The organism is Streptomyces narbonensis (assembly GCF_014649015.1).
In the GTDB taxonomy this organism is placed as follows: domain Bacteria; phylum Actinomycetota; class Actinomycetes; order Streptomycetales; family Streptomycetaceae; genus Streptomyces; species Streptomyces narbonensis.
The window spans coordinates 346,623-365,547 of sequence record NZ_BMSF01000003.1 but is presented as its reverse complement, the minus strand read 5'-3'; the positions used below and the strand labels follow the sequence as shown (position 1 = coordinate 365,547).

The following is an 18,925-nucleotide window of genomic DNA, read 5'->3' as shown; positions in this document are numbered from 1 at the left end:
AGATGGTCAAGCGCGAACGTGTCGTGCGCATGTCGGTCGAGCAGCCGCTGTGGCGGGCGCTGACCGGCTACCGCGTCCTGACGATGGTCTACGCCGTACTGCTCTTCGCCTTCGGGCGGGAGCGGTACGAACGGCCCTGGATCGCCGTCGCCTATCTGGCGGTCATGTGCGTCTGGACGCTCGCGACCCTCCCCAAGGTGGCGAACGCGGCCAGCTGCACCAAGCGCTTCCTCGGCGCCGACCTCACGATCGCCCTCGTCGGCATCCTCCTCACCCCGCTCGCCGACGCCCAGGCCCAGTCGGTCGACCACGCCACCCTGCCGACCATATGGACCGCAGGCTCCGTCCTCGCGTACGCGATCAAGGGCGGCTGGCGCTGGGCCGGAATCGCCTCCTCGCTGGTCGCCGTCGCCAACCTCGTCGAGCGCGGCCACCCCAGCCGGGACACCCTCCACAACGTGCTGCTCGTCTGGGTGGCCTCCATCGCCATCGGATACGTCGTCGAGGTGGCCCGCGCCTCCGAGCGCACCCTCGCCCGCGCCCTGGAGATCGAGGCCGCGACCCGGGAGCGGGAGCGGCTCGCCCGGGACATCCACGACAGCGTCCTCCAGGTCCTCGCGATGGTGCAGCGGCGCGGCACGGCGCTGGGCGGCGAGGCCGCCGAGCTCGGCCGGATGGCGGGGGAGCAGGAGGTGGCGCTCCGGACGCTCGTCGCGGGCGGCCTCGCCCGGCCCAGCCTGGTCTCGGAGGACGAGTCCGAGGGGGCCGTGGTCCGGGTCGTCGACGTGGACGACGATCCCCCCTTCGGCGCCGGGGACACCCCCGTCGACCTGCGCCTGCTGCTCGCCCCGCGCGCCGGGGCCCGGGTCACCCTCTCCGAGCCGGGCGCGCCGGTCATGCTGCCGCCGCCCGCCGCCCGCGAGCTGAACGCCGCCGTCGGCGCCGCCCTGGACAACGTCCGGGTGCACGCGGGGGAGGGCGCCCAGGCCTGGATCCTGGTCGAGGACTGGCCGGACGAGGTGATCGTCACCGTCCGGGACGACGGCCCCGGCATCCCGGAAGGCCGCCTCGCGCAGGCCGAGGGCGAGGGCCGGATGGGGGTCGCCCTCTCCATCCGGGGCAGACTGCGGGACCTGGGCGGCTCGGCCGAGCTGATCTCGGTCCCCGGGCAGGGCACGGAAGTCGAGTTGAAGGTTCCCCGGGGGAAGGCAGGACAGGAAAGATGAGCGAGCAGCAGCAGATCAGGGTGATGGTCGTCGACGACCATCCGATGTGGCGGGACGCGGTCGCCCGAGACCTCGCGGAGGCGGGCTTCGACGTCGTCGCCACGGCGGGCGACGGCGAGCAGGCCGTGCGCCGGGCCACCGCGGTCGGCCCCGACGTCCTCGTCCTGGACCTGAACCTGCCGGTCAAGCCGGGCGTCCAGGTCTGCAAGGAGCTCGTCGGAGCCCACCCCGCGCTGCGGGTCCTGGTCCTCTCGGCGAGCGGCGAGCACGCCGACGTCCTGGAGGCGGTCAAGTCCGGTGCCACCGGCTACCTCCTCAAGTCGGCCAGTACCGCGGAGCTGATCGACGCCGTGCGGCGGACGGCCGTCGGCGACCCCGTCTTCACCCCCGGCCTCGCCGGTCTCGTCCTCGGCGAGTACCGCAGGCTGGCCTCCGAGCCCGCCCCTGCCGCCGGCGCCGACGAGCCGAAGGCCCCGCAGCTGACGGAGCGCGAGACCGAGGTCCTGCGGCTGGTCGCCAAGGGGCTCAGCTACAAGCAGATCGCCGAGCGCCTGGTGATCTCGCACCGCACCGTCCAGAACCACGTCCAGAACACGCTCGGCAAGCTCCAGCTGCACAACCGCGTGGAGCTCGTCCGGTACGCCATCGAGCGCGGTCTCGACGACGCGTAGCTCCCGCCCTCCCGGGAACGCCGGGCGCGGTGACGTGAGGGGCCGTATATTCGCGGAGGACCGCGCATATACGGCCCTTCACCGCTTCTGGGGGAAACCCGTGGAAATCCTGGCATTCGGCGTGCAGGCGGACGAGAAGCCGATGATCGAGAGGGCCTTCGAAGGGCACCACGACGTCCGCTGCCTGGGCGTCTTCCTGACCGAGGACACCGCGCCGATCGCGGCCGGCTACGAGGTCATCTCCACCAGCGTCAACGCCGACCTCGGCCACAGGGTCCTCCAGACCCTCGCCGCCGGCGGCACCCAGATGATCGCCCAGCGCTCCACGGGCTTCAACAACATCGACCTGGAGGTCGCCGAGCGGCTCGGCCTGACCGTCGCCCGGGTCTCGTACTACTCCCCGTACTCCGTCGCGGAGTTCGCCTGGACGCTCGCGATGACCGTCAACCGCCGGATCGTCCGCGCCTCCAACCGGACCCGCGACTTCGACTTCCGCCTCGACGGGCTGATGGGCCGCGACCTCCGCGGCCGCACCGTCGGCGTCCTCGGCACCGGCAAGATCGGCGAGGCCTTCACCCGGATCGCCCACGGCTTCGGCATGAACCTGCTCGGCTGGGACGTCGCCGAGAACCCCGCCTGCGTCGGGCTCGGCATGAAGTACGTCGAGAAGGAGCGGCTCCTCGCCGAGGCCGACGTCGTCAGCCTCCACGTACCGCTGCTCCCGTCCACCCAGCGCGTCATCGACGCCGCCGCCCTGCGGGCCATGAAGGACGACGCGATCCTGGTGAACTCCAGCCGCGGCGGCCTCGTCGACACCGAGGCCCTGGTCGGCGAGCTCAGGAAGGGCCGCTTCACCGGGGTCGGGCTCGACGTGTACGAGGCGGAGGCCGGGCTCTTCTTCCTCGACAAGTCCCTGGAGGCCGTCGCGGACGACACCCTGGCCCGCCTGGTCACCTTCCCGAACGTGGTGGTCACCTCCCACCAGGCGTACTACACGGTCGACGCCGTGAGCCAGATCATCGACACCACGGTCCAGAACGTCCTCGACTACACCGCCGGGCGGCGCGGCGAGAACGTCCTGGTGCCGAGGGCCTCCGATCACCCCTCCTAGGTCCTGTCGTCACACTCCCGTCGTCCGCCCGAAGGGCGGGCCCTGCGGCGTCAGGTGCGTGCTCTCGGCGTGCCGGGCGCGGGCCCGCGTACTGGATGTACGCGGGTCTGTGCCCGGTGCGGTGAGAGTGCGTGCATGGCGTCGCAGGGCAGGCGGGAGTTTGACGACAGGGCCTAGGGGGTGTCGTCACATTCCCGTCTGCCCCGCGGCTTCGGGCGACGACGGGAAGTTGACGACACCCCCTAGACCAGTACTCCCGCGAGGAGCGAGGCCGTCAGGGCCGCCCCGTCCATCGTGAGCACCGACTCGGGGTGGAACTGCACGCCCGCGAAGCCCGGCCCGCGCAGCGCGTGCACCTCGTCGGTCTCCGCGTCGCGGCTGACCTCGATCCGGTGCAGGGCCAGCTCCGTCGCCGCCCGGTCGTCGCACCGGGCCGTGAAGCTGTTGTAGAAGCCGACCGTCTGCTCCTGCCCGAAGAGGTCGATCCGCAACTGCGCCCCCTGGAACGGGGTCCGCTTGCGGACGATCTCCAGACCCAGCTCGGCGGCGATCAGCTCGTGCCCCAGACACACCCCGAGCAGACCGTGCCGGTGGCCGCGCACCAGCTCGGCCGTCAGACCGCGCAGGAAACGCATCTTCGGGTCGGCGGCGTCCGAGGGGTTCCCGGGGCCGGGCCCGAGCACCACCGGCCCCTCGTGGGCGAGGGCCAGCTCCCGTAGCCCCGGCTCGTCGTAGCGGAGCACCGACACCTCGAGGCCCGAGGAGCGCAGCACGTGCGCGAGCATCGCCGTGAACGTGTCCTCGGCGTCGATCACCAGCGCGTGGCCCGACAGCTCCGCGGAACGCACCTGCATCCGCAGCCAGAACGGCGCGAGATCGGCCCGCCGCGCGTCCAGGGCGGCCCGCACGCGCGGATCGTCGGCGAGGCGCGCGGGCGCCGGAGCCGCTCCGTCCACCGTCGGGCGCCCCTCCCGCACCCCGAGCGCCGTCAGCACCCCGGCCGCCTTGGCGTGCGTCTCGGCCACCTCGCCGGCCGGGTCCGAGTGCCGGACGAGGGTCGCCCCGACGGGCACCCGCAGCCGCCCGCCCGAGTCGATGTCGGCGGTACGGATGAGGATGGGCGAGTCCAGCGTCTGCGCCCCGCTCTCGTCCGTACCGAGAAGCGCGAGCGCGCCCGCGTAGTAGCCGCGCCCGCCGGTCTCGTGACGCTCGATCACCCGGCAGGCGTTCTGCACCGGCGAGCCGGTCACGGTCGCCGCGAACATCGTCTCCCGCAGCACCTCGCGCACGTCGAGGGAGGAGCGGCCGCGCAACTCGTACTCGGTGTGCGCGAGATGGGCCATCTCCTTCAGCCGGGGCCCGATCACGACCCCGCCCATGTCGCCCACCGTGCACATCATCTTGAGCTCCTCGTCCACCACCATGGAGAGCTCCTCGGTCTCCTTGCGGTCGGCGAGGAAGGCCAGCAGGTCCTCGGGCGTCGGGGCGGCTCCGGCCGGGTAGCGGTACGTACCGCTGATCGGGTTCATCACGACCGTGCCGCCCGACATCCGCACGTGCACCTCGGGGCTCGCCCCGACGAGCGTCCGCTCGCCCGTGTGCACGACGAAGGTCCAGTACGCGCCCCTCTCGCCCGCGAGGAGCCGCCGGAAGAGCGCGAGCGCGTCGGCCCGCCCGAAGCCAGGGATCTCACCTGTGTAGGTGCGCCGGATGACGAAGTTCGCGCCCTCGCCGGAGCCGATCTCCTCGTCGATCACCCGGCGCACCGTCCCGGCGTACTCCTCGTCCGAGACGTCGAACGCGCCGCCCTCGACGTGCACGTCGTGCGCGGGCAGGCGGCCGAGCGCCTCGTCCAGCGGCAGTTCGTACGCCTCCTCGGCGACGAGCACGGAGAGCGGGGTGCCGTCGTCCCGCACGTCGAAGCCGCGCTCCCGGATCTGCCGGAAGGGCACGAGCGCCAGCGTCGGCAGCGGGCCCACGGGCAGCTCGGCGAGCCGCCCGGCCTCGTGGACCCGGCCGATCAGCACCTCGACGGTGTCGTGATCACGACCGGGCGTACGCCTGCGCAGCAGGGCGAAGGGCGGGCAGGAGTCGTCCAGGAGGCGGGAGAGGTCGAAGGTCATGGCGTGCGGGTTCCTTCCGGTCGGAGTACGGAGAGGAACGGCCTCGCGGATACGAGAAAGGCCGCCCCTCGGGCGGCCTTCGCGTGGTCTTCGGATACGCGCAGTCAGTGGGCCGCCGGAGGGACGGTCCACCACCAGTTCTGGGTCGGAAGCGCGTACATGCAAGCACTGTAACCCAGCGGGGAGCGGGAAACGGGGTCCGTTCCGCACCGCGGACGGTACGGAACGGACCCCGTTCGTGGGCGGTTACCCGATCAGACGATCAGGTTGTACGCCGACCAGCCGCCGCCGACCCGCTGCATGGGGGCGTACGGGTTCGGGTATCCGCCCTGGTTCTTGTAGAACCACAGGACACCGGAGGCGTCCCGGGCGATCAGGTCAGGCTTGCCGTCCTTGTCCAGGTCACCGGGGCCGACCATGAGGTTGTAGACGCTCCAGCCGCCGCCGACCCGGCCACGGGTGGCGTACGGGTTGGGGGAGCCGCCGGTGTTCTTGTACAGCCACAGCACACCGGTCGTGTCGCGGGCGATCAGGTCGGGCTTGCCGTCGCCGGTCATGTCGCCGGTGCTGATCAGCTCGTTGTAGATGTTCCAGCCGCCGCCGACGCGGACCCGCGTGGCGAAGGGGTTCGGGGAGGCGCCGGTGTTCTCGTACAGCCAGAGCACGCCGGACCTGTCCCGGGCGATCAGGTCCGCCCGGCCGTCGGCGTTCATGTCGCCGACGCCGAGGATCTTGTCGTAGATGTTCCAGCCGCCGCCGACCTTCAGTCGCGTCTTGAACGGGACGGAGGGGTTGCCGGTGCCCTTGTAGTACCAGAGCACCCCGTCCTTGTCCCGCGCGACGACGTCCCCGGTGCCGTCGGCCCGGAGGGTCGTCATGGGCGTGATGGCGTTGTACACCTGCCACCCGGGCCCGACCCGGTACTTGGTCAGGAACGGCGTGGTCCCGCTGCCGGTGCCCTGGTACTGCCAGAGCACGCCGGCCGCGTCCCGGGCGATGACGTTGTTGCGGTTGGTCGCGGAGACGGGGGCCTTGGTCGCGACCTCCTTGACGTCGGCGGCCTTCACCCACGCCAGGCGGTGGTTGTAGCGGATCGGGATGAAGGCGTTCGTCTTGCCGGCGACCCGGGTGCCGTTGGTGTTGTACGCGCTGGAGTAGTAGTCGCCCACCACGGAGTCGCCGACCTTCGTGTACAGCTGCCCGGCCGGGAGGCTGTACTTCGTCAGCGACGCGTTGTTGCTGGGCTGGACCGACACCCCGGTGCCCGTGTAGGCGGCGTCCTCGGGGTAGGCGCGGCCGTAGACCGGGATCGAGGTGGCGCCGTCCTTGGCGGTGATCGCCGTCTTCACGCCCACGGGGGCCGTGTACTGGCCGCCGGGGTTGTAGAACCAGGCCTTCTTGCCGCCGTACCAGATGGCGGTCCAGTTGGTCCGCGACTCGGCGACGACGTGGCTGCTGCCGGCCGTCACCTTGTTCGCCCAGTTGGAACCGTACTGCCAGCCCGCCGAGAAGTACGGGTCGGTCAGCGCCTTGGTCTGGTCGGCCACGGGCTCCGAGTAGAGGTAACCGAAGTTGACCGGCAGCGCGACGGTGGTCTTGGTGACCCCCGCCTCCGTGTACTTCATCTGCTGCTGGTTGGCCGAGGTGAACGGCGGGACGATCCGGACGAGCTGTCCGGCCTGCAGGAGGCCGCCCGCGTTACCGGCGCCGGTGGGGGCGCCGAGCAGCTTCATGAAGTGGTTCCAGTCCCAGAACGGCCCCGCGTCCCAGTGGTCCTGGATCTTGCTGTCCAGGACACTCGGCACTTCGTCGTGGCCGATGATGTGCTCGCGGTCCAGCGGGATGGAGAACTTCGCGGCAAGGTACTTCACGAGCGCGGCGGAGGACTCGTACTCCGGCTCGGTGTACCAGCCGGCGTCGCCCTTGATGGCGTAGCCCTCGTGCTCGATGCCGACCGAGTGCATGTTCACGGTCTTGTTGCCCGCGTGGAACGCCTCGTTCTTGGTCTCGACCATCTGGGTCACGCGACCGTCTGCACGCACGATGTAGTGCGCGCTCGCCCACTTGTTCGGGTTCTGGAAGACGCTCACGGCGCCGTCGTGGGTGCCCTCGATGTCGTGGATGACGATCTGGCGGATGTCGAACCCGCCACTGCCGTTCGCGGTGCGGCTCGCGATGTTGTAGTTGCCCAGATCCTGCTGGTACGCGGCCGGGATGAAGCCGCAGACCGAGACCAGCTCGGGCGGGCATTCCGCCGTCGGCGTCGCGGCGGTGTCCGCGGTGCTGGCGGCCAGCGGCACGTTCGCCGGCTCGACCGGGTCCACCGACGGGTTCGCCGGGAGGACGACCTGCTCACCCTCCGCCGTGATCTCCTGCTCACCGGTCCTGATCGACTCGAAGACGCGCTTCGCGAAGAGGTCCGCGCCGTCCCGGTCCTCGGACTGGCTGTAGCGGGCCACGGCCGGGTACCAGGCGCCCGGGTCGTCGGACAGCTCGGCGCCGGCCTGCTTCTGGTACTCGGCGAGAAGCGCCGCGCCGGCCCGGATCGAAGCGGCCGAGTCCTCCTGGACGGAGTCGGTCGAGCCGTCGATCAGCTCCGCGGCCTTGTCCAGGGTGTGCAGCTTCGGGTCGTCCGTGTCGACCGTCGCCTCGGGGACGGGCGCCTGTGCCTTCTTCTTGTCGATCTTCTTGTCGACCGACGGGTCGCCGGTGCCGTTCACGAGGTGATGGAGGAGGTCCTCGCCCGCGTCGGCCTGGATGTCCTCGGGGTCGACCTTCGTCAGGCCCATCACGTTGTACGCGCCGGTCGTGCTCGGCAGCCCGTCGTGCGACTCCCACCGCGTCTGGCGGTACGACACCGCCATCAGCACGCTCTGCGGCACATCGAACTCACGCGCCGCGTTTGCGAACTGCGACTGGAGGGAAGCCTCACCAGCGGCTGCCTTGGCGTCGCCCGTCGTGCCGAGGAGGCCCGGCGACGCGACCGCGATGGTGCCGAGTGTGGCGGTGGCGACGACTGCGGCCGCCGCTCCGTACATGAATCGTTTCTTCTTGCGGTCCCTGCGGTGCCCCTGGGTCACGCCCACCCCTGTGAATCGACTGTCTACTTGTCAAACGGGCCAGAGGGTAACACCACCCGAAGGCGTGAAGACCGCCAAGGGACATTTCGGTCGGCCGTCTCAGCCACTGGGCAGGGGGCCGAGATGGGGCGAAGGACCCCGTAATGTAGTGAGCGTGACCGTGAACGCTGATACCCACGCCGTCGCCAAGGCGACCTGGCGAGACCTGCCCGCGGCGCAGCAGCCCGAGTACCCCGATGCCGAGGCTCTGCGCGATGTGATCGCGGACCTCGAGTCGTATCCTCCGCTCGTCTTCGCCGGCGAGTGCGACCAGCTGCGCGCCCGGATGGGAGCCGTCGCCCGTGGCGAGGCGTTCCTGCTCCAGGGCGGCGACTGCGCCGAGGCCTTCGACGCCGTGTCCGCCGAGCACATCAGGGCCAAGCTCAAGACGCTGCTCCAGATGAGTGCCGTCCTCACCTACGCGGCCTCCGTGCCCGTGGTGAAGGTCGGCCGCATCGCCGGCCAGTACTCGAAGCCCCGCTCCAAGGGGACCGAGACCCGTGACGGAGTGACCCTGCCGACGTACCGGGGCGACTCGGTCAACGGCTTCGGCTTCGACGAGAAGTCCCGCATCCCGGACCCCGAGCGCCTGAAGCGGATGTACAACGCCTCCGCCTCCACGCTCAACCTGGTGCGCGCCTTCACCACCGGTGGCTACGCCGACCTGCGCCAGGTGCACGCCTGGAACCAGGACTTCGTGAAGTCGTCCCCCTCGGGCCAGCGCTACGAGCAGCTGGCGCGGGAGATCGACAACGCGCTGAACTTCATGAAGGCCTGTGGCACCGACCCGGCCGAGTTCAAGGCTGTCGAGTTCTACGCCTCCCACGAGGCGCTGCTGCTCGACTACGAGGGTGCCCTGACCCGTACGGACTCGCGCACCGGCAAGCTGTACGACACCTCCGGCCACATGGTCTGGGTCGGTGAGCGCACCCGCCAGCTGGACCACGCGCACATCGAGTTCTGCTCGCAGATCGCCAACCCGATCGGCATCAAGCTCGGCCCGACCACCACGGTGGACGAGGCGCTGACGTACATCGACCGCCTCGACCCGGACCGCGAGCCGGGACGGCTGACCTTCATCGTCCGCATGGGCGCCGACAAGGTCCGCGACAAGCTCCCCGAGCTCGTCGAGAAGGTCACCGCCTCGGGCGCGGTCGTCGCCTGGGTCACCGACCCGATGCACGGCAACACCTTCGAAGCCGCCTCCGGCCACAAGACGCGCCGTTTCGACGACGTGCTCGACGAGGTCAAGGGCTTCTTCGAGGTCCACAAGGCGCTCGGCACCCACCCGGGCGGCATCCACGTCGAGCTCACCGGTGACGACGTCACCGAGTGCGTGGGCGGCGGCGACGAGATCTTCGTCGACGACCTGCACCAGCGCTACGAGACGGCCTGCGACCCGCGCCTCAACCGGAGCCAGTCGCTCGACCTGGCGTTCCTGGTGGCGGAGATGTACCGCGACCAGTGAGCGTGATCAGTAGGTAGATACCTACGACGATGGGGCGCGGATCCATGTGATCCGCGCCCCATCGTCGTATCCAGGGCTTTTGAGGCTCCCGCCCGCCGGGTAAGGTTAGGTTAGCCTAATCGATCTCGGCGGGAGGTGAACCGCGTGTACGTCTGCTCATGCTTCGGTGTCACGGAGAAGCAGGTCAAGGAGCACGCGGACGCGGGTGCCTGCACGCCGCGCCAGATCGCCTCGGCCTGCAAGGCCGGCACGGACTGCGGTTCATGCGTCCGTCGCATCCAGGCCATCCTCGGGCGCGGCAACTGCCCCCGCCGCGAGCTTCTGGACCAGGGCATGCCCGCCCTGACCGCGGAGACCTACACGGAGCTCGACGAAGCCGCCTGAGCGGCCCGCTAGCTCGGCTGCTCGATCAGGGTCGAGATGTAGAGCGCCTCGCCCAGGGACTCGATCAGCTCCAGCTGCGTGTCCAGGTAGTCGATGTGGTGTTCCTCGTCGGCGAGGATCTCCTCGAAGAGGTTGGCGGACGTGATGTCCCCCTTGGCGCGCATGACCTCGATCCCGCGCTTGAGGCGGTCGATCGCCTCCACCTCGACCTGGCGGTCCGCCTGGAACATCTCGGTGATCGTCTGTCCGACCCGGACGTGGAAGAGCCGCTGGTAGTTGGGCAGGCCGTCGAGCATCAGGATGCGCTCGGTCAGCTTGTCCGCGTGCTTCATCTCGTCGATGGACTCTTCACGGGTGTACTTGGCGAGCTTCGTCCACCCCTTGTTGTCCTGGATGCGGTAGTGCAGCCAGTACTGGTTGATGGCCGTCAGTTCGCCGGTCAGCTGCTCGTTGAGGAACTCGAGAACCTCGGGGTCGCCCTGCATCGCAGAGGCTCCTTCCACTTCCACGTTGCGTGTCTGTGCCGTCACTGGGCAGGATGGCCGCATCCTCGCACCCCGAATGGGGGGCGTCCAGTAAGTGCAGGCTTAGTGGGAGTTGCCCGAATCCCGGACGGGTGGGAGGTTGGCTGGTCATGACCACCCCTCGCCGTCTGTCACCATGGATGACATGGGTCAGCCGGAGAGCGGAGAACGCCGGGAAGGGGAAGCGGGGGAGCCGGATCGTTCGCCGGACCTTCCGCCGGGTCAGCGGCTGCAGCGCGGCTGGCCGGTCACCCACTACGGGCCCGTCCCCAAGTTCAAGCCGGACCGCTGGGAGTTCCGCGTCTTCGGCGCGACGGCGGACGGCGACAAGCGGTGCTGGAACCACGAGGAGTTCTCGGCGCTGCCGTTCTCCACGGTCGTGGCCGATCTGCACTGCGTCACGAAATTCAGCATGCTCGGGGCCGAATGGGGTGGGGTGCCCGCCCGGACCATCCTCGAACTGGCTCCGCCCGCGCCGCAGGTCACGCACGTGATGGTCTGGGCCGAGTACGGCTACAGCGCCAACATGCGGCTCGCCGACTTCGCCGCGGACCGCACGATCTTCGCCACCCACAAGGGCGGCGAGCTGCTCACCGCCGAGCACGGCTTCCCGCTGCGGCTCGTCGTCCCGCATCTGTACGCCTGGAAGGGGCCCAAGTGGGTCCGGGGCGTGGAGTACATGGCCGCCGACCGCCGGGGCTTCTGGGAGGAGCGCGGCTACCACAACCTCGGCGACCCGTGGACGGAGCAGCGCTACTCGTACCAGGAGGAACCGGGAGACGGCCCGGAGCTGTAGCGCTCCGGACCGCCGGGGTGTGTCTCGGACGGTCCGTTCAGTGGTGGTACTGGTGGACCACCGCGTGGCCCTTGCCGCGGCCGATCATCCACTTGTTCACCGGAGTGGTGATCACGAACGCCGCTGCGAGCGCGATGGCGAGCACGATCCAGAACAGCGGCGCCGAGAGGTGTGCGTCCATGGCACCCGGCCAGAGGGCGATGACGCCGTTGTCGATGATCTCCATGACGGCGATCGAGAGCGTGTCGGCGGCGAGCGCGACCTTGAACGCCGTCCTGAAGTCGACGCCGGCGGCCAGGATGCCGCGCAGGGTGAGCGCGTAGCCGAAGAAGAAGGCCAGGGCGATCGCGAGGACCATCGTCTGGACGTTGCCCCAGCCGAGCGCCGTGCCGATGACCATGCCGAGCACCTCGCCGATGGCGCAGCCGGTGAGACAGTGCAGCGTGGCCTTGGCGGCCGTGCCCCAGGAGACCTTGCCGTCGGCCTGATGGTGGGCGTGGTGGGCGCTGTGGTCCTGGTGCTGCTCCTCGTGGCCCTGGTGCTGGACGTGCTCGCCGTGCTGGGTGCGGTTCTCGTGGCCTTCGTGGCCTTCGTGACCCTCGTGGGCGCCGTGGTCGTGTTGGGCGTGCGCTTCGTGCTGCATGGTGCCCCCAAGCTCGGGTAGCGGCTCCTGCGCTCCTGTTCTCTACAGGAGACCGTATACCCCCCCGGGGTACTACTCAACAGGAAATGCCGGCCCGGTCAGCCCCGCAGCTTCTTCAGGAGCTCCACGTCGGCCACGTGTCCCTCCGTGCCGCCCGGGGTCTCGATGATCAGGGGCACCCCGTCCGTCGCCGGGTGGCGCAGCAGGGCGCGGAAGGCGTCCTCGCCGATGTGGCCGGCGCCGATGTTGGCGTGACGGTCCTTGTGGGCGCCCACGACGTCCTTCGAGTCGTTGGCGTGGATCAGCTTCAGCCGGCCCTCGCCGACGGTCGCCACCAGCTCGTCCAGCGTCCGCACCGCGCCGCCCGGCTCCGCGAGGTCGTGGCCCGCCGCGAAGATGTGGCAGGTGTCGAGGCAGATGCCGAGCTTCGGGTGGCGGTCGAGCGCGTCGAAGTACGGGCCGAAGTCCTCCGCGCGCGAGCAGAGCGAGAACCCCTGGCCGGCCGTCGACTCCAGGAGCAGGTACGGGTCGTCCGGGTGCGTCAGCTCGTCGAGGAGCGGGAGCATCCGCTCGCGTACCTGGGCGAGGGCCACCTCGCGCGGGCGGCCCGCGGTCGCCGAGCCGGTGTGCACCACCACGCCCTTCGCACCGATCTCGCGGCCCCGGCGCAGCGAGTGCCGCAGCGACTCGACCGACTTCTCCACGGTGGCCTCGGTGTGGGAGCCGAAGTTGATCAGATACGGGGCGTGGACCCAGGCCGAGATCGACTCGGCCTCGCACTCGGCCCGGAACAGCTCGTCCTGGGCCGGGTTGCCGACCGGGGTGGCCCAGCCACGCGGATTGGCGACGAAGACCTGCACGGTCTCGGCGCCGAGGACGCGGGCGTAGGCGAGGCCGGTCGTGGCGAGGCCACCGGCCACGGGGACGTGGCCGCCGACGGGGTTGCGCATGAGCTCTAGAGTCCCTTGATCGTGATGGTGACGGTGGAGCCTTCGGGGGCGGTCTCGCCGCCCTCCACGGACTGGCTCGTGACCGTGTCGCCGAGGAAGGGGAAGGACTTCTTGACCTCCACCTCGAAGCCCGCGTCCTCCAGGATCGTCCGGGCGTCCTCGGTGCTCTCCTCCGTGACGTCCGGGACCTCGACCAGCTTCGGGCCCTTGGAGACGGTGAGGGTGATCGTGTCGCCCTCGGCGGCCCGGCTGCCCTCGGCGAGCGACTGGGCGGCGACCGTGCCGGCGTCCTCGGGCGAGTGGATCCGCTCCGGCGCGACCCGCACGGTGAGGCCGGCCTCCTGGAGCGTGGCCGTGGCGTCGGCGACGGTCTCGGCGGTGACGTCGGGCACGTCGATCGGGGAACCCTTGCTGACCACCAGGGCGACGGCCGAATCGGGGCGGCGCTCCGTGCCGGGCTCGGGGTCGGAGCCGATCACGGCGCCCTGGGCGACGGAGTCGTGGAACTCGCGCGTGACCACCCCGGGGGCCAGCCCCTCCTTCTTCAGGATGGCCTTGGCCTCCGCGAGCGGCTTGTTCCTGAGGTTCGGCACCTTCACGATCTCGGGGCCGCGCGAGAGCGTGAGGGTGACCGTGGCGTTGCCCCGGACGCGCTCGCCGGGGGCGGGGGCGACGGCCATGACCGTGCCGCGCTCGTACACGTCGCTGAAGGCACGTTTCGTCGTGCCGACGTCCAGGCCGGCATCCTTGATCCGCTGTGTCGCGGCGGCCTCGGTCTGGCCGAGGACGGCCGGGACGCGGGTGAACTGGCCGGAATTGATGTACCAGACACCGGTGCCGACACCGAGTGCGAGCAGGACGCCGAGGACGATCAGGAGCGGGCCGCGGGGGGCTCGCGAGAGCCGGGCGGCGCGCCGGCCGGGCGCGGCCGGGGGCGCCTCGGGGGCCGGCAGCCGGTTCGTGTGCTGCACCTGCTGGACGTCGGACTCGGCCGGCGCGACGCGGGCGATCACGCTCGTCCGGTCCTCGGCGGTGTCCCGGGTCTCGGAGCGCGCCTGCGGCGGCTCGGCGTCCAGCTGCTCGTCGCCGAGCGCAGCGCGGGCCTCCCGGACCAGGGCGAGCAGCGCGACGGCGTCGTGCGGGCGGAGGTCGGCGTTGCGGGCGGAGGCGGCCGCGACCAGCTCGTCCAGCTCCGGGGCGAGCCCGGGGACGGTGGCGGATGGGGCGGGCACGTCCGTGTGGAGGTGCTGGTAGAGGACCTGGGCGGGGGTGTCGCCCGCGTGGGGCTTGCCGCCGGTCAGCATCTCGTACAGCACGACACCGCAGGCGTACACGTCGGCGCGGGTGTCGGCCGTGCCGTGCTCGATCTGCTCCGGTGCCAGGTACGAGACGGTCCCGAGGACCGAGCCGGTGGTGGCGGTCGCCGAGCCCACGGCCCGTACGAGACCGAAATCGGCCACCTTGACCCGGCCGTCGTCCCCTATCAGGACGTTCTCCGGCTTCATGTCCCGGTGCACGAACCCGGCCCGGTGCGCGGCGCCCAGCGCGGCGAGGACCGGCTCCAGGATGTCGAGCGCGGCGCGGGGCGTCAGGGCGCCGCGCTCGCGCAGGACGTCGCGGAGGGTGCAGCCGGCGACGTACTCCATCGCCAGGTAGACGTACGCGCCCTCGGCGCCCTGGTCGAAGACGCCCACGACGTTCGGGTGGGCGAGCCGGGCGACGGACTTCGCCTCGCGGATGAACCGCTCGACGAAGGCGGCGTCCGTCGCGAGGGCGGGGTGCATCACCTTGAGCGCGAGGACGCGGTCGAGGCGGGTGTCGACGGCCCGGTAGACGGTGGCCATCCCGCCGACGGCGATGCGCGCGTCGACGCGGTAGCGGCCGTCGAGCAGCCGCCCGACGAGGGGGTCCTGAAGGGTCGTGTCCACGGCGACGAGTCTACGAGCCGTGGACACGGCCCCTGCGCGGATGCCCCGGTACTGCAGCGGAGCTGTGACGAGCGCCGCAGCCGGACCGGCTGGGGGGTGTCCGGAAAGTCCCGCCTGGCTCGCGGCGTCCGGCGCGCACACTCGCCGCTTCCCCTAGGGGGTGTCTTGTCGATCATGCCGGGCTCGCGGCGTCCGTGATCCGGCCTGATCGACCAGACACCCCCTAGCCCAGAGGGCCTGGGGAGACCCCAAGCCCAAATGCCCACGTAGCGAGCTACGAGGGCATCCCGGCGCCTTGCGATCGCACGCACCAGACGTCGCGAGCCCTGCCCTGCGGGCAGACGGCGCTACTTTCCGGACACCCCCTGGAAGGCCGGGCGCTCCGGGTCCAGGTGGGGGCGGCCTTCCACCGGGGACGAGGCCTCCGCGAAGTGGCGGCGGGGGATGCGGCCCGCGCGGTGCGCGAGGCGGCCCGCCTCCACCGCGTGCCGCATCGCCGACGCCATGAGCACCGGCTCCTGCGCCCGCGTCACCGCCGAGGCCAGCATCACCGCCGCGCACCCCAGCTCCATCGCGAGCGCCGCGTCCGAGGCCGTGCCCGCACCGGCGTCCAGGATGACCGGCACCCCCGCCCGCTCCGTGATCAGCTGGAAGTTGTGCGGGTTGCGGATGCCGAGCCCGGAGCCGATCGGGGAGCCGAGCGGCATGATCGCCGCGCACCCCACGTCCTCCAGCTTCCGCGCGAGGACCGGGTCGTCGTTCGTGTAGGGCAGGACGGTGAAGCCGTCGTCCACGAGCGTCTCGGCCGCGGCGAGGAGCTCCTCGCCGTCCGGCAGCAGCGTCCGCTCGTCGGCGACGACCTCCAGCTTGATCCAGTCGGTGCCGAGCGCCTCCCGGGCGAGCCGGGCGGTCAGGACCGCCTCGCCCGCCGTGAAGCAGCCCGCCGTGTTCGGCAGGACCCGGATGCCGAGCCGTTCCAGGACGGAGAGGACGGAGCCCTGGACCGTCGGGTCGAGCCGCCGCATCGCGACGGTGGTCAGCTCGGTGCCGCTGGCGACCAGCGAGCGCTCCAGGACGTCGAGGCTCGGCGCGCCGCCGGTGCCCATGATCAGGCGGGAGGAGAACTCCGTACCGCCGAGGAGGAACAGGTCGTCGGACATCGTGTTCAGCCTCCCTGTACCGCGGTCAGGACCTCGACCCGGTCGCCCTCTCCCAGCAGTGTCAGCGACCACTCGCTGCGCGGCACGACCGCCTCGTTGACGGCCGCCGCCACTCCGGACGGGGCCGTGCTCAGGGTCGCGACGAGGGCGTCGAGGGAGACGGGGCCGGCGAGCTGGCGCGCCTCTCCGTTCACGGACACGTTCATGCGGGCTGCTCCAGACGGACGGGCGAGAAACGGCGGGGGGTGAAGGGGCGCGCCTCCTCGGGGAGGGTGCCCGTGGTGAGCAGCTCCGCCATGACGTCGCCGGTGACGGGGGTGAGCAGGACCCCGTTGCGGTAGTGGCCGGTGGCCAGGTGCAGGCCGGGCAGGGCGCTGGGGCCGAGCAGCGGAGCGTTGTCCGGGGACGCGGGACGCAGTCCGGCCAGCGTCTCGGTGAGCGGCAGCTCGGTGATGCCGGGGACGAGCTCGTGGGCGTCGCGCAGCAGCTCGTACACCCCGCCGGCCGTGACCGTGGTGTCCCAGCCGAGCTCCTCGCTGGTCGCGCCGACGACGAGCTCGCCGCTCTCGCGCGGGACGAGGTAGACGTGGCTGCCGCGCACGACGGCCCGGACGGTGCGGGAGAGGAAGGGGGCATACGCGGGCGGGATCCGCAGCCGCAGGACCTGGCCCTTCACGGGGCGGACCGGCGGCAGGACCTCGTCCGGCACGCCCGCGAGCCGCCCGCTCAGGCTGCCCGCGGCCAGGACGACCTGGTAGGCCGTCAGTTCCTCGCCGTCCGCGAGGACGACCCCGCGGGCCCGGTCGCGGACGACCGTGAGGCGCTCCGCGAGGACACGGTGGAAGACCACCCCGGCCCGCTCGCAGGCCAGGAGGAGAGCGGCGGCCAGCCGGCGCGGATCGACCTGGTGGTCGCCGTCCACGCGCAGCCCGCCGCGCACGCCGGGGGCGAGCATCGGTTCGAGCCGGCGGCAGTCGCGCCCGCTCAGCCACTCCGAGGTGAGGCCGCAGCGGGTCTGGAGGGCGTGGAGCTCCCGCAGATGGGCCCGGTCGTCGGCGTCGAGGGCGACGGCGAGGGTCCCGCAGGCGCGGTAGCCCACGTCGAGACCGGTGGACTCCTCCAGTTCGGCGACGAACGCGGGATAGCGCGCGGCGGAGGCGAGATTGAGCCCGAGCAGGGTCTCCTCGCCGTAGTGGAGCTCGGTGACGGCGGCGAGCATCCCGGCCGCGACCCGCGCGGCGCCGCCGCCCGGGTCCGGGTCGACCACGGCGGTGCGCAGCCCGCGCCGCGCGGCCCGCCAGGCCGTGACCAGGCCGATGATGCCGCCCCCGACCACGAGGACATCGGAAGAACGCATGGGCGTCCAGCCCCTCCCTTCGCCGGCATGACCCGGATCAGGTTCGTACGGTCGGAGGCCGCCCAGCCTCCCTCTCAGCCCGGTGCGTCCGGGCTCCCGCGAGTGCTTTACGCCCGCCAGACTAGCCCCCGCCTCCGGCGAGCCACAGTCCCCTCCCCGGAGGCCCCAGGGGTCGGCGCCGGGCCCCTCCCTTACTGACGGTCCGTCAGATGCGTAAGGTGGACGGGTGAGCGAGCAGAAGCAGGCCCAGCAGCAGGTCGTGATCGTCGGCGCCGGGATGGCGGGTGTGCAGACCGCCGTCGCCCTGCGTGAGCAGGGCTTCACCGGCCCCGTCACCCTCATCGGGGCCGAGCCCCACCAGCCCTACGACCGGCCCCCGCTCTCCAAGGCGATCCTCCTCGGCAAGGCCGAGGACTCCGCCTTCGACGTCGACTTCGAGGCCCTCGACGTCGAACTCCGCCTCGGCCTCGACGTCACCGGGCTGCGCGCCGCCGACCACGAGATCGACACCGAGGCCGGACCCGTCCCGTACGACGTCCTGGTCGTCGCCACCGGGGCCCACCCGATCACCCTGCCAGGCGCCGAGGGCGTCCCCGGGGTCCACCTCCTGCGCACCCTCGACGACGCCGTGCGCCTCGGCCCCGTCCTGGAGCGCCGCCACACGGTCGTGGTCGTCGGCGCGGGCTGGATCGGCGCCGAGTTCGCCACCGCCGCGCGCGCGGCGGGCTGCGCCGTCACCGTCGTCGAGATGGCCGACCGCCCGCTCGCCGGGGCCCTGCCCGCCGAGGTCACCGCCCCCATGGCCGGCTGGTACGGGGCGAACGGCGCCGAACTCCTCACCCACGCGCGCGTGGACACGGTCGAACCCGGCCGCGTCGTCCTCGCCGACGGCCGCGAGCTGCCCGCCGACGCCGTCGTCGTCGGCATCGGCGCCCGTCCCGCCACCGGCTGGCTCGCCGGCTCCGGCATCGCCCTCGACCCGAGCGGCGCCGTCACGGCCGACGAGCGGCTGCGCACCTCCCTGCCCGACGTGTACGCCGTCGGCGACTGCGCCTCCTACCCCTCCGCCCGCTACGGCGAGCGCCTCCTCGTCCACCACTGGGACAACGCCCTCCAGGGCCCGCGCACGGTCGCCGCGGCGATCACCGGCGCCGACCCCGGCCCGTACGACCCCGTGCCGTACTTCTGGTCCGAGCAGTTCGGCCGGTTCGTCCAGTACGCCGGACACCACGCGGACGCCGACGAGCTCCTGTGGCGCGGCGACCCGGCGGACGAGACCTGGTCCGTGCTCTGGCTGCGCGGCGGGGTCCCGGTCGCCCTCCTCGCCGTGGGCCGCCCCCGCGACCTGGCCCAGGGCCGCAAGCTCATCGAGACGGCCACCGCCGTCGATCCCGGGCGCGCCGCCGACCCTTCCGTCCCTCTGAAGGCGGCAGTCCGGTAGGGCCCGACTACCGGCTGTCAGTCC

At 71.7% G+C, this 18,925-nt stretch carries 17 protein-coding genes and 1 riboswitch; of the genes, 7 read left to right on the top strand and 10 right to left on the bottom strand.

Annotated elements, in window-relative coordinates; all coding sequences use genetic code 11:
- The first annotated feature begins 2 nt into the window (after positions 1-2).
- The 3 genes from macS to IE124_RS07640 all read left to right on the top strand — a co-directional run bounded on the left by macS (position 3) and on the right by IE124_RS07640 (position 3,008).
- Positions 3-1,226 (top strand): MacS family sensor histidine kinase, encoded by a 1,224-nt coding sequence (gene macS, locus IE124_RS07650; protein WP_189506103.1) that lies wholly within the window; start codon positions 3-5, stop codon positions 1,224-1,226.
- A complete protein-coding gene (locus tag IE124_RS07645; protein ID WP_189506099.1) occupies positions 1,223-1,897 on the top strand; it encodes a response regulator in 675 nt (224 codons plus the stop codon). Before macS ends, IE124_RS07645 begins: the two co-directional genes overlap by 4 nt.
- A 100-nt stretch (positions 1,898-1,997) precedes the next feature.
- Positions 1,998-3,008: a 2-hydroxyacid dehydrogenase gene (locus IE124_RS07640; protein WP_189506096.1), complete on the top strand. Its 1,011-nt coding sequence runs from the start codon at positions 1,998-2,000 to the stop codon at positions 3,006-3,008.
- 242 nt (positions 3,009-3,250) lie between these two features.
- Here IE124_RS07640 and IE124_RS07635 read toward each other — a convergent pair whose 3' ends face one another.
- The 3 genes from IE124_RS07635 to IE124_RS07625 all read right to left on the bottom strand — a co-directional run bounded on the left by IE124_RS07635 (position 3,251) and on the right by IE124_RS07625 (position 8,169).
- Positions 3,251-5,131, bottom strand: coding sequence for an anthranilate synthase family protein (locus IE124_RS07635; protein WP_189506093.1), 1,881 nt, complete (start codon positions 5,129-5,131; stop codon positions 3,251-3,253).
- Positions 5,132-5,235: 104 nt separating this feature from the next.
- Positions 5,236-5,292: a trp operon leader peptide gene (locus tag IE124_RS35610; RefSeq protein ID WP_107049246.1), complete on the bottom strand. Its 57-nt coding sequence runs from the start codon at positions 5,290-5,292 to the stop codon at positions 5,236-5,238.
- Positions 5,293-5,385: 93 nt separating this feature from the next.
- On the bottom strand, positions 5,386-8,169 hold the full coding sequence (locus IE124_RS07625) for an N-acetylmuramoyl-L-alanine amidase (protein WP_440862306.1): 2,784 nt from the start codon (positions 8,167-8,169) through the stop codon (positions 5,386-5,388).
- 196 nt (positions 8,170-8,365) lie between these two features.
- On the opposite strand from IE124_RS07625, the gene IE124_RS07620 reads away from it, so the two are divergent.
- A complete protein-coding gene (locus IE124_RS07620; RefSeq protein WP_189506086.1) occupies positions 8,366-9,718 on the top strand; it encodes a class II 3-deoxy-7-phosphoheptulonate synthase in 1,353 nt (450 codons plus the stop codon).
- A 135-nt stretch (positions 9,719-9,853) separates the two neighbouring features.
- Entirely contained in the window at positions 9,854-10,102 is a 249-nt protein-coding gene (locus IE124_RS07615; RefSeq protein ID WP_150271117.1) for a (2Fe-2S)-binding protein, read from the top strand.
- 8 nt (positions 10,103-10,110) lie between these two features.
- Here IE124_RS07615 and bfr read toward each other — a convergent pair whose 3' ends face one another.
- The gene (bfr, locus tag IE124_RS07610) at positions 10,111-10,587 is read right to left on the bottom strand and encodes a bacterioferritin (protein ID WP_015032978.1); all 477 of its coding nucleotides are present in this window, start codon (positions 10,585-10,587) and stop codon (positions 10,111-10,113) included.
- A gap of 184 nt (positions 10,588-10,771) precedes the next feature.
- Here bfr and IE124_RS07605 point away from each other — a divergent pair, with 184 nt between their 5' ends.
- Positions 10,772-11,422, top strand: a complete 651-nt coding sequence (locus tag IE124_RS07605; protein WP_189506084.1) for a sulfite oxidase-like oxidoreductase — start codon at positions 10,772-10,774, stop codon at positions 11,420-11,422.
- Between the two features lie 37 nt (positions 11,423-11,459).
- On the opposite strand, the gene IE124_RS07600 is transcribed toward IE124_RS07605, so the two are convergent.
- From IE124_RS07600 to thiO, 6 genes are all read right to left on the bottom strand, one after another.
- The gene (locus IE124_RS07600) at positions 11,460-12,065 is read right to left on the bottom strand and encodes a DUF4396 domain-containing protein (RefSeq protein WP_189506080.1); all 606 of its coding nucleotides are present in this window, start codon (positions 12,063-12,065) and stop codon (positions 11,460-11,462) included.
- A 98-nt stretch (positions 12,066-12,163) separates the two neighbouring features.
- Complete coding sequence (locus tag IE124_RS07595; RefSeq protein WP_189506079.1) at positions 12,164-13,015, bottom strand: deoxyribonuclease IV; 852 nt, start codon at positions 13,013-13,015, stop codon at positions 12,164-12,166.
- A gap of 5 nt (positions 13,016-13,020) precedes the next feature.
- Positions 13,021-14,943, bottom strand: coding sequence for a Stk1 family PASTA domain-containing Ser/Thr kinase (gene pknB, locus IE124_RS07590; RefSeq protein WP_189506078.1), 1,923 nt, complete (start codon positions 14,941-14,943; stop codon positions 13,021-13,023).
- 347 nt (positions 14,944-15,290) lie between these two features.
- Positions 15,291-16,103, bottom strand: coding sequence for a thiazole synthase (locus IE124_RS07585; protein ID WP_189506077.1), 813 nt, complete (start codon positions 16,101-16,103; stop codon positions 15,291-15,293).
- A gap of 5 nt (positions 16,104-16,108) precedes the next feature.
- Positions 16,109-16,309 carry a sulfur carrier protein ThiS gene (thiS, locus tag IE124_RS07580; protein ID WP_189506076.1) on the bottom strand — a complete coding sequence of 67 codons (201 nt, stop codon included), beginning with the start codon at positions 16,307-16,309 and terminating at the stop codon, positions 16,109-16,111.
- The gene (gene thiO, locus IE124_RS07575; protein WP_189506073.1) at positions 16,306-17,460 is read right to left on the bottom strand and encodes a glycine oxidase ThiO; all 1,155 of its coding nucleotides are present in this window, start codon (positions 17,458-17,460) and stop codon (positions 16,306-16,308) included. Before thiO ends, thiS begins: the two co-directional genes overlap by 4 nt.
- A riboswitch (TPP riboswitch) is annotated at positions 17,458-17,570 on the bottom strand. Its footprint overlaps the gene before it by 3 nt.
- A gap of 116 nt (positions 17,571-17,686) precedes the next feature.
- On the opposite strand from thiO, the gene IE124_RS07570 reads away from it, so the two are divergent.
- Positions 17,687-18,901 (top strand): NAD(P)/FAD-dependent oxidoreductase, encoded by a 1,215-nt coding sequence (locus tag IE124_RS07570; RefSeq protein WP_189506071.1) that lies wholly within the window; start codon positions 17,687-17,689, stop codon positions 18,899-18,901.
- Positions 18,902-18,925 lie beyond the last annotated feature (24 nt).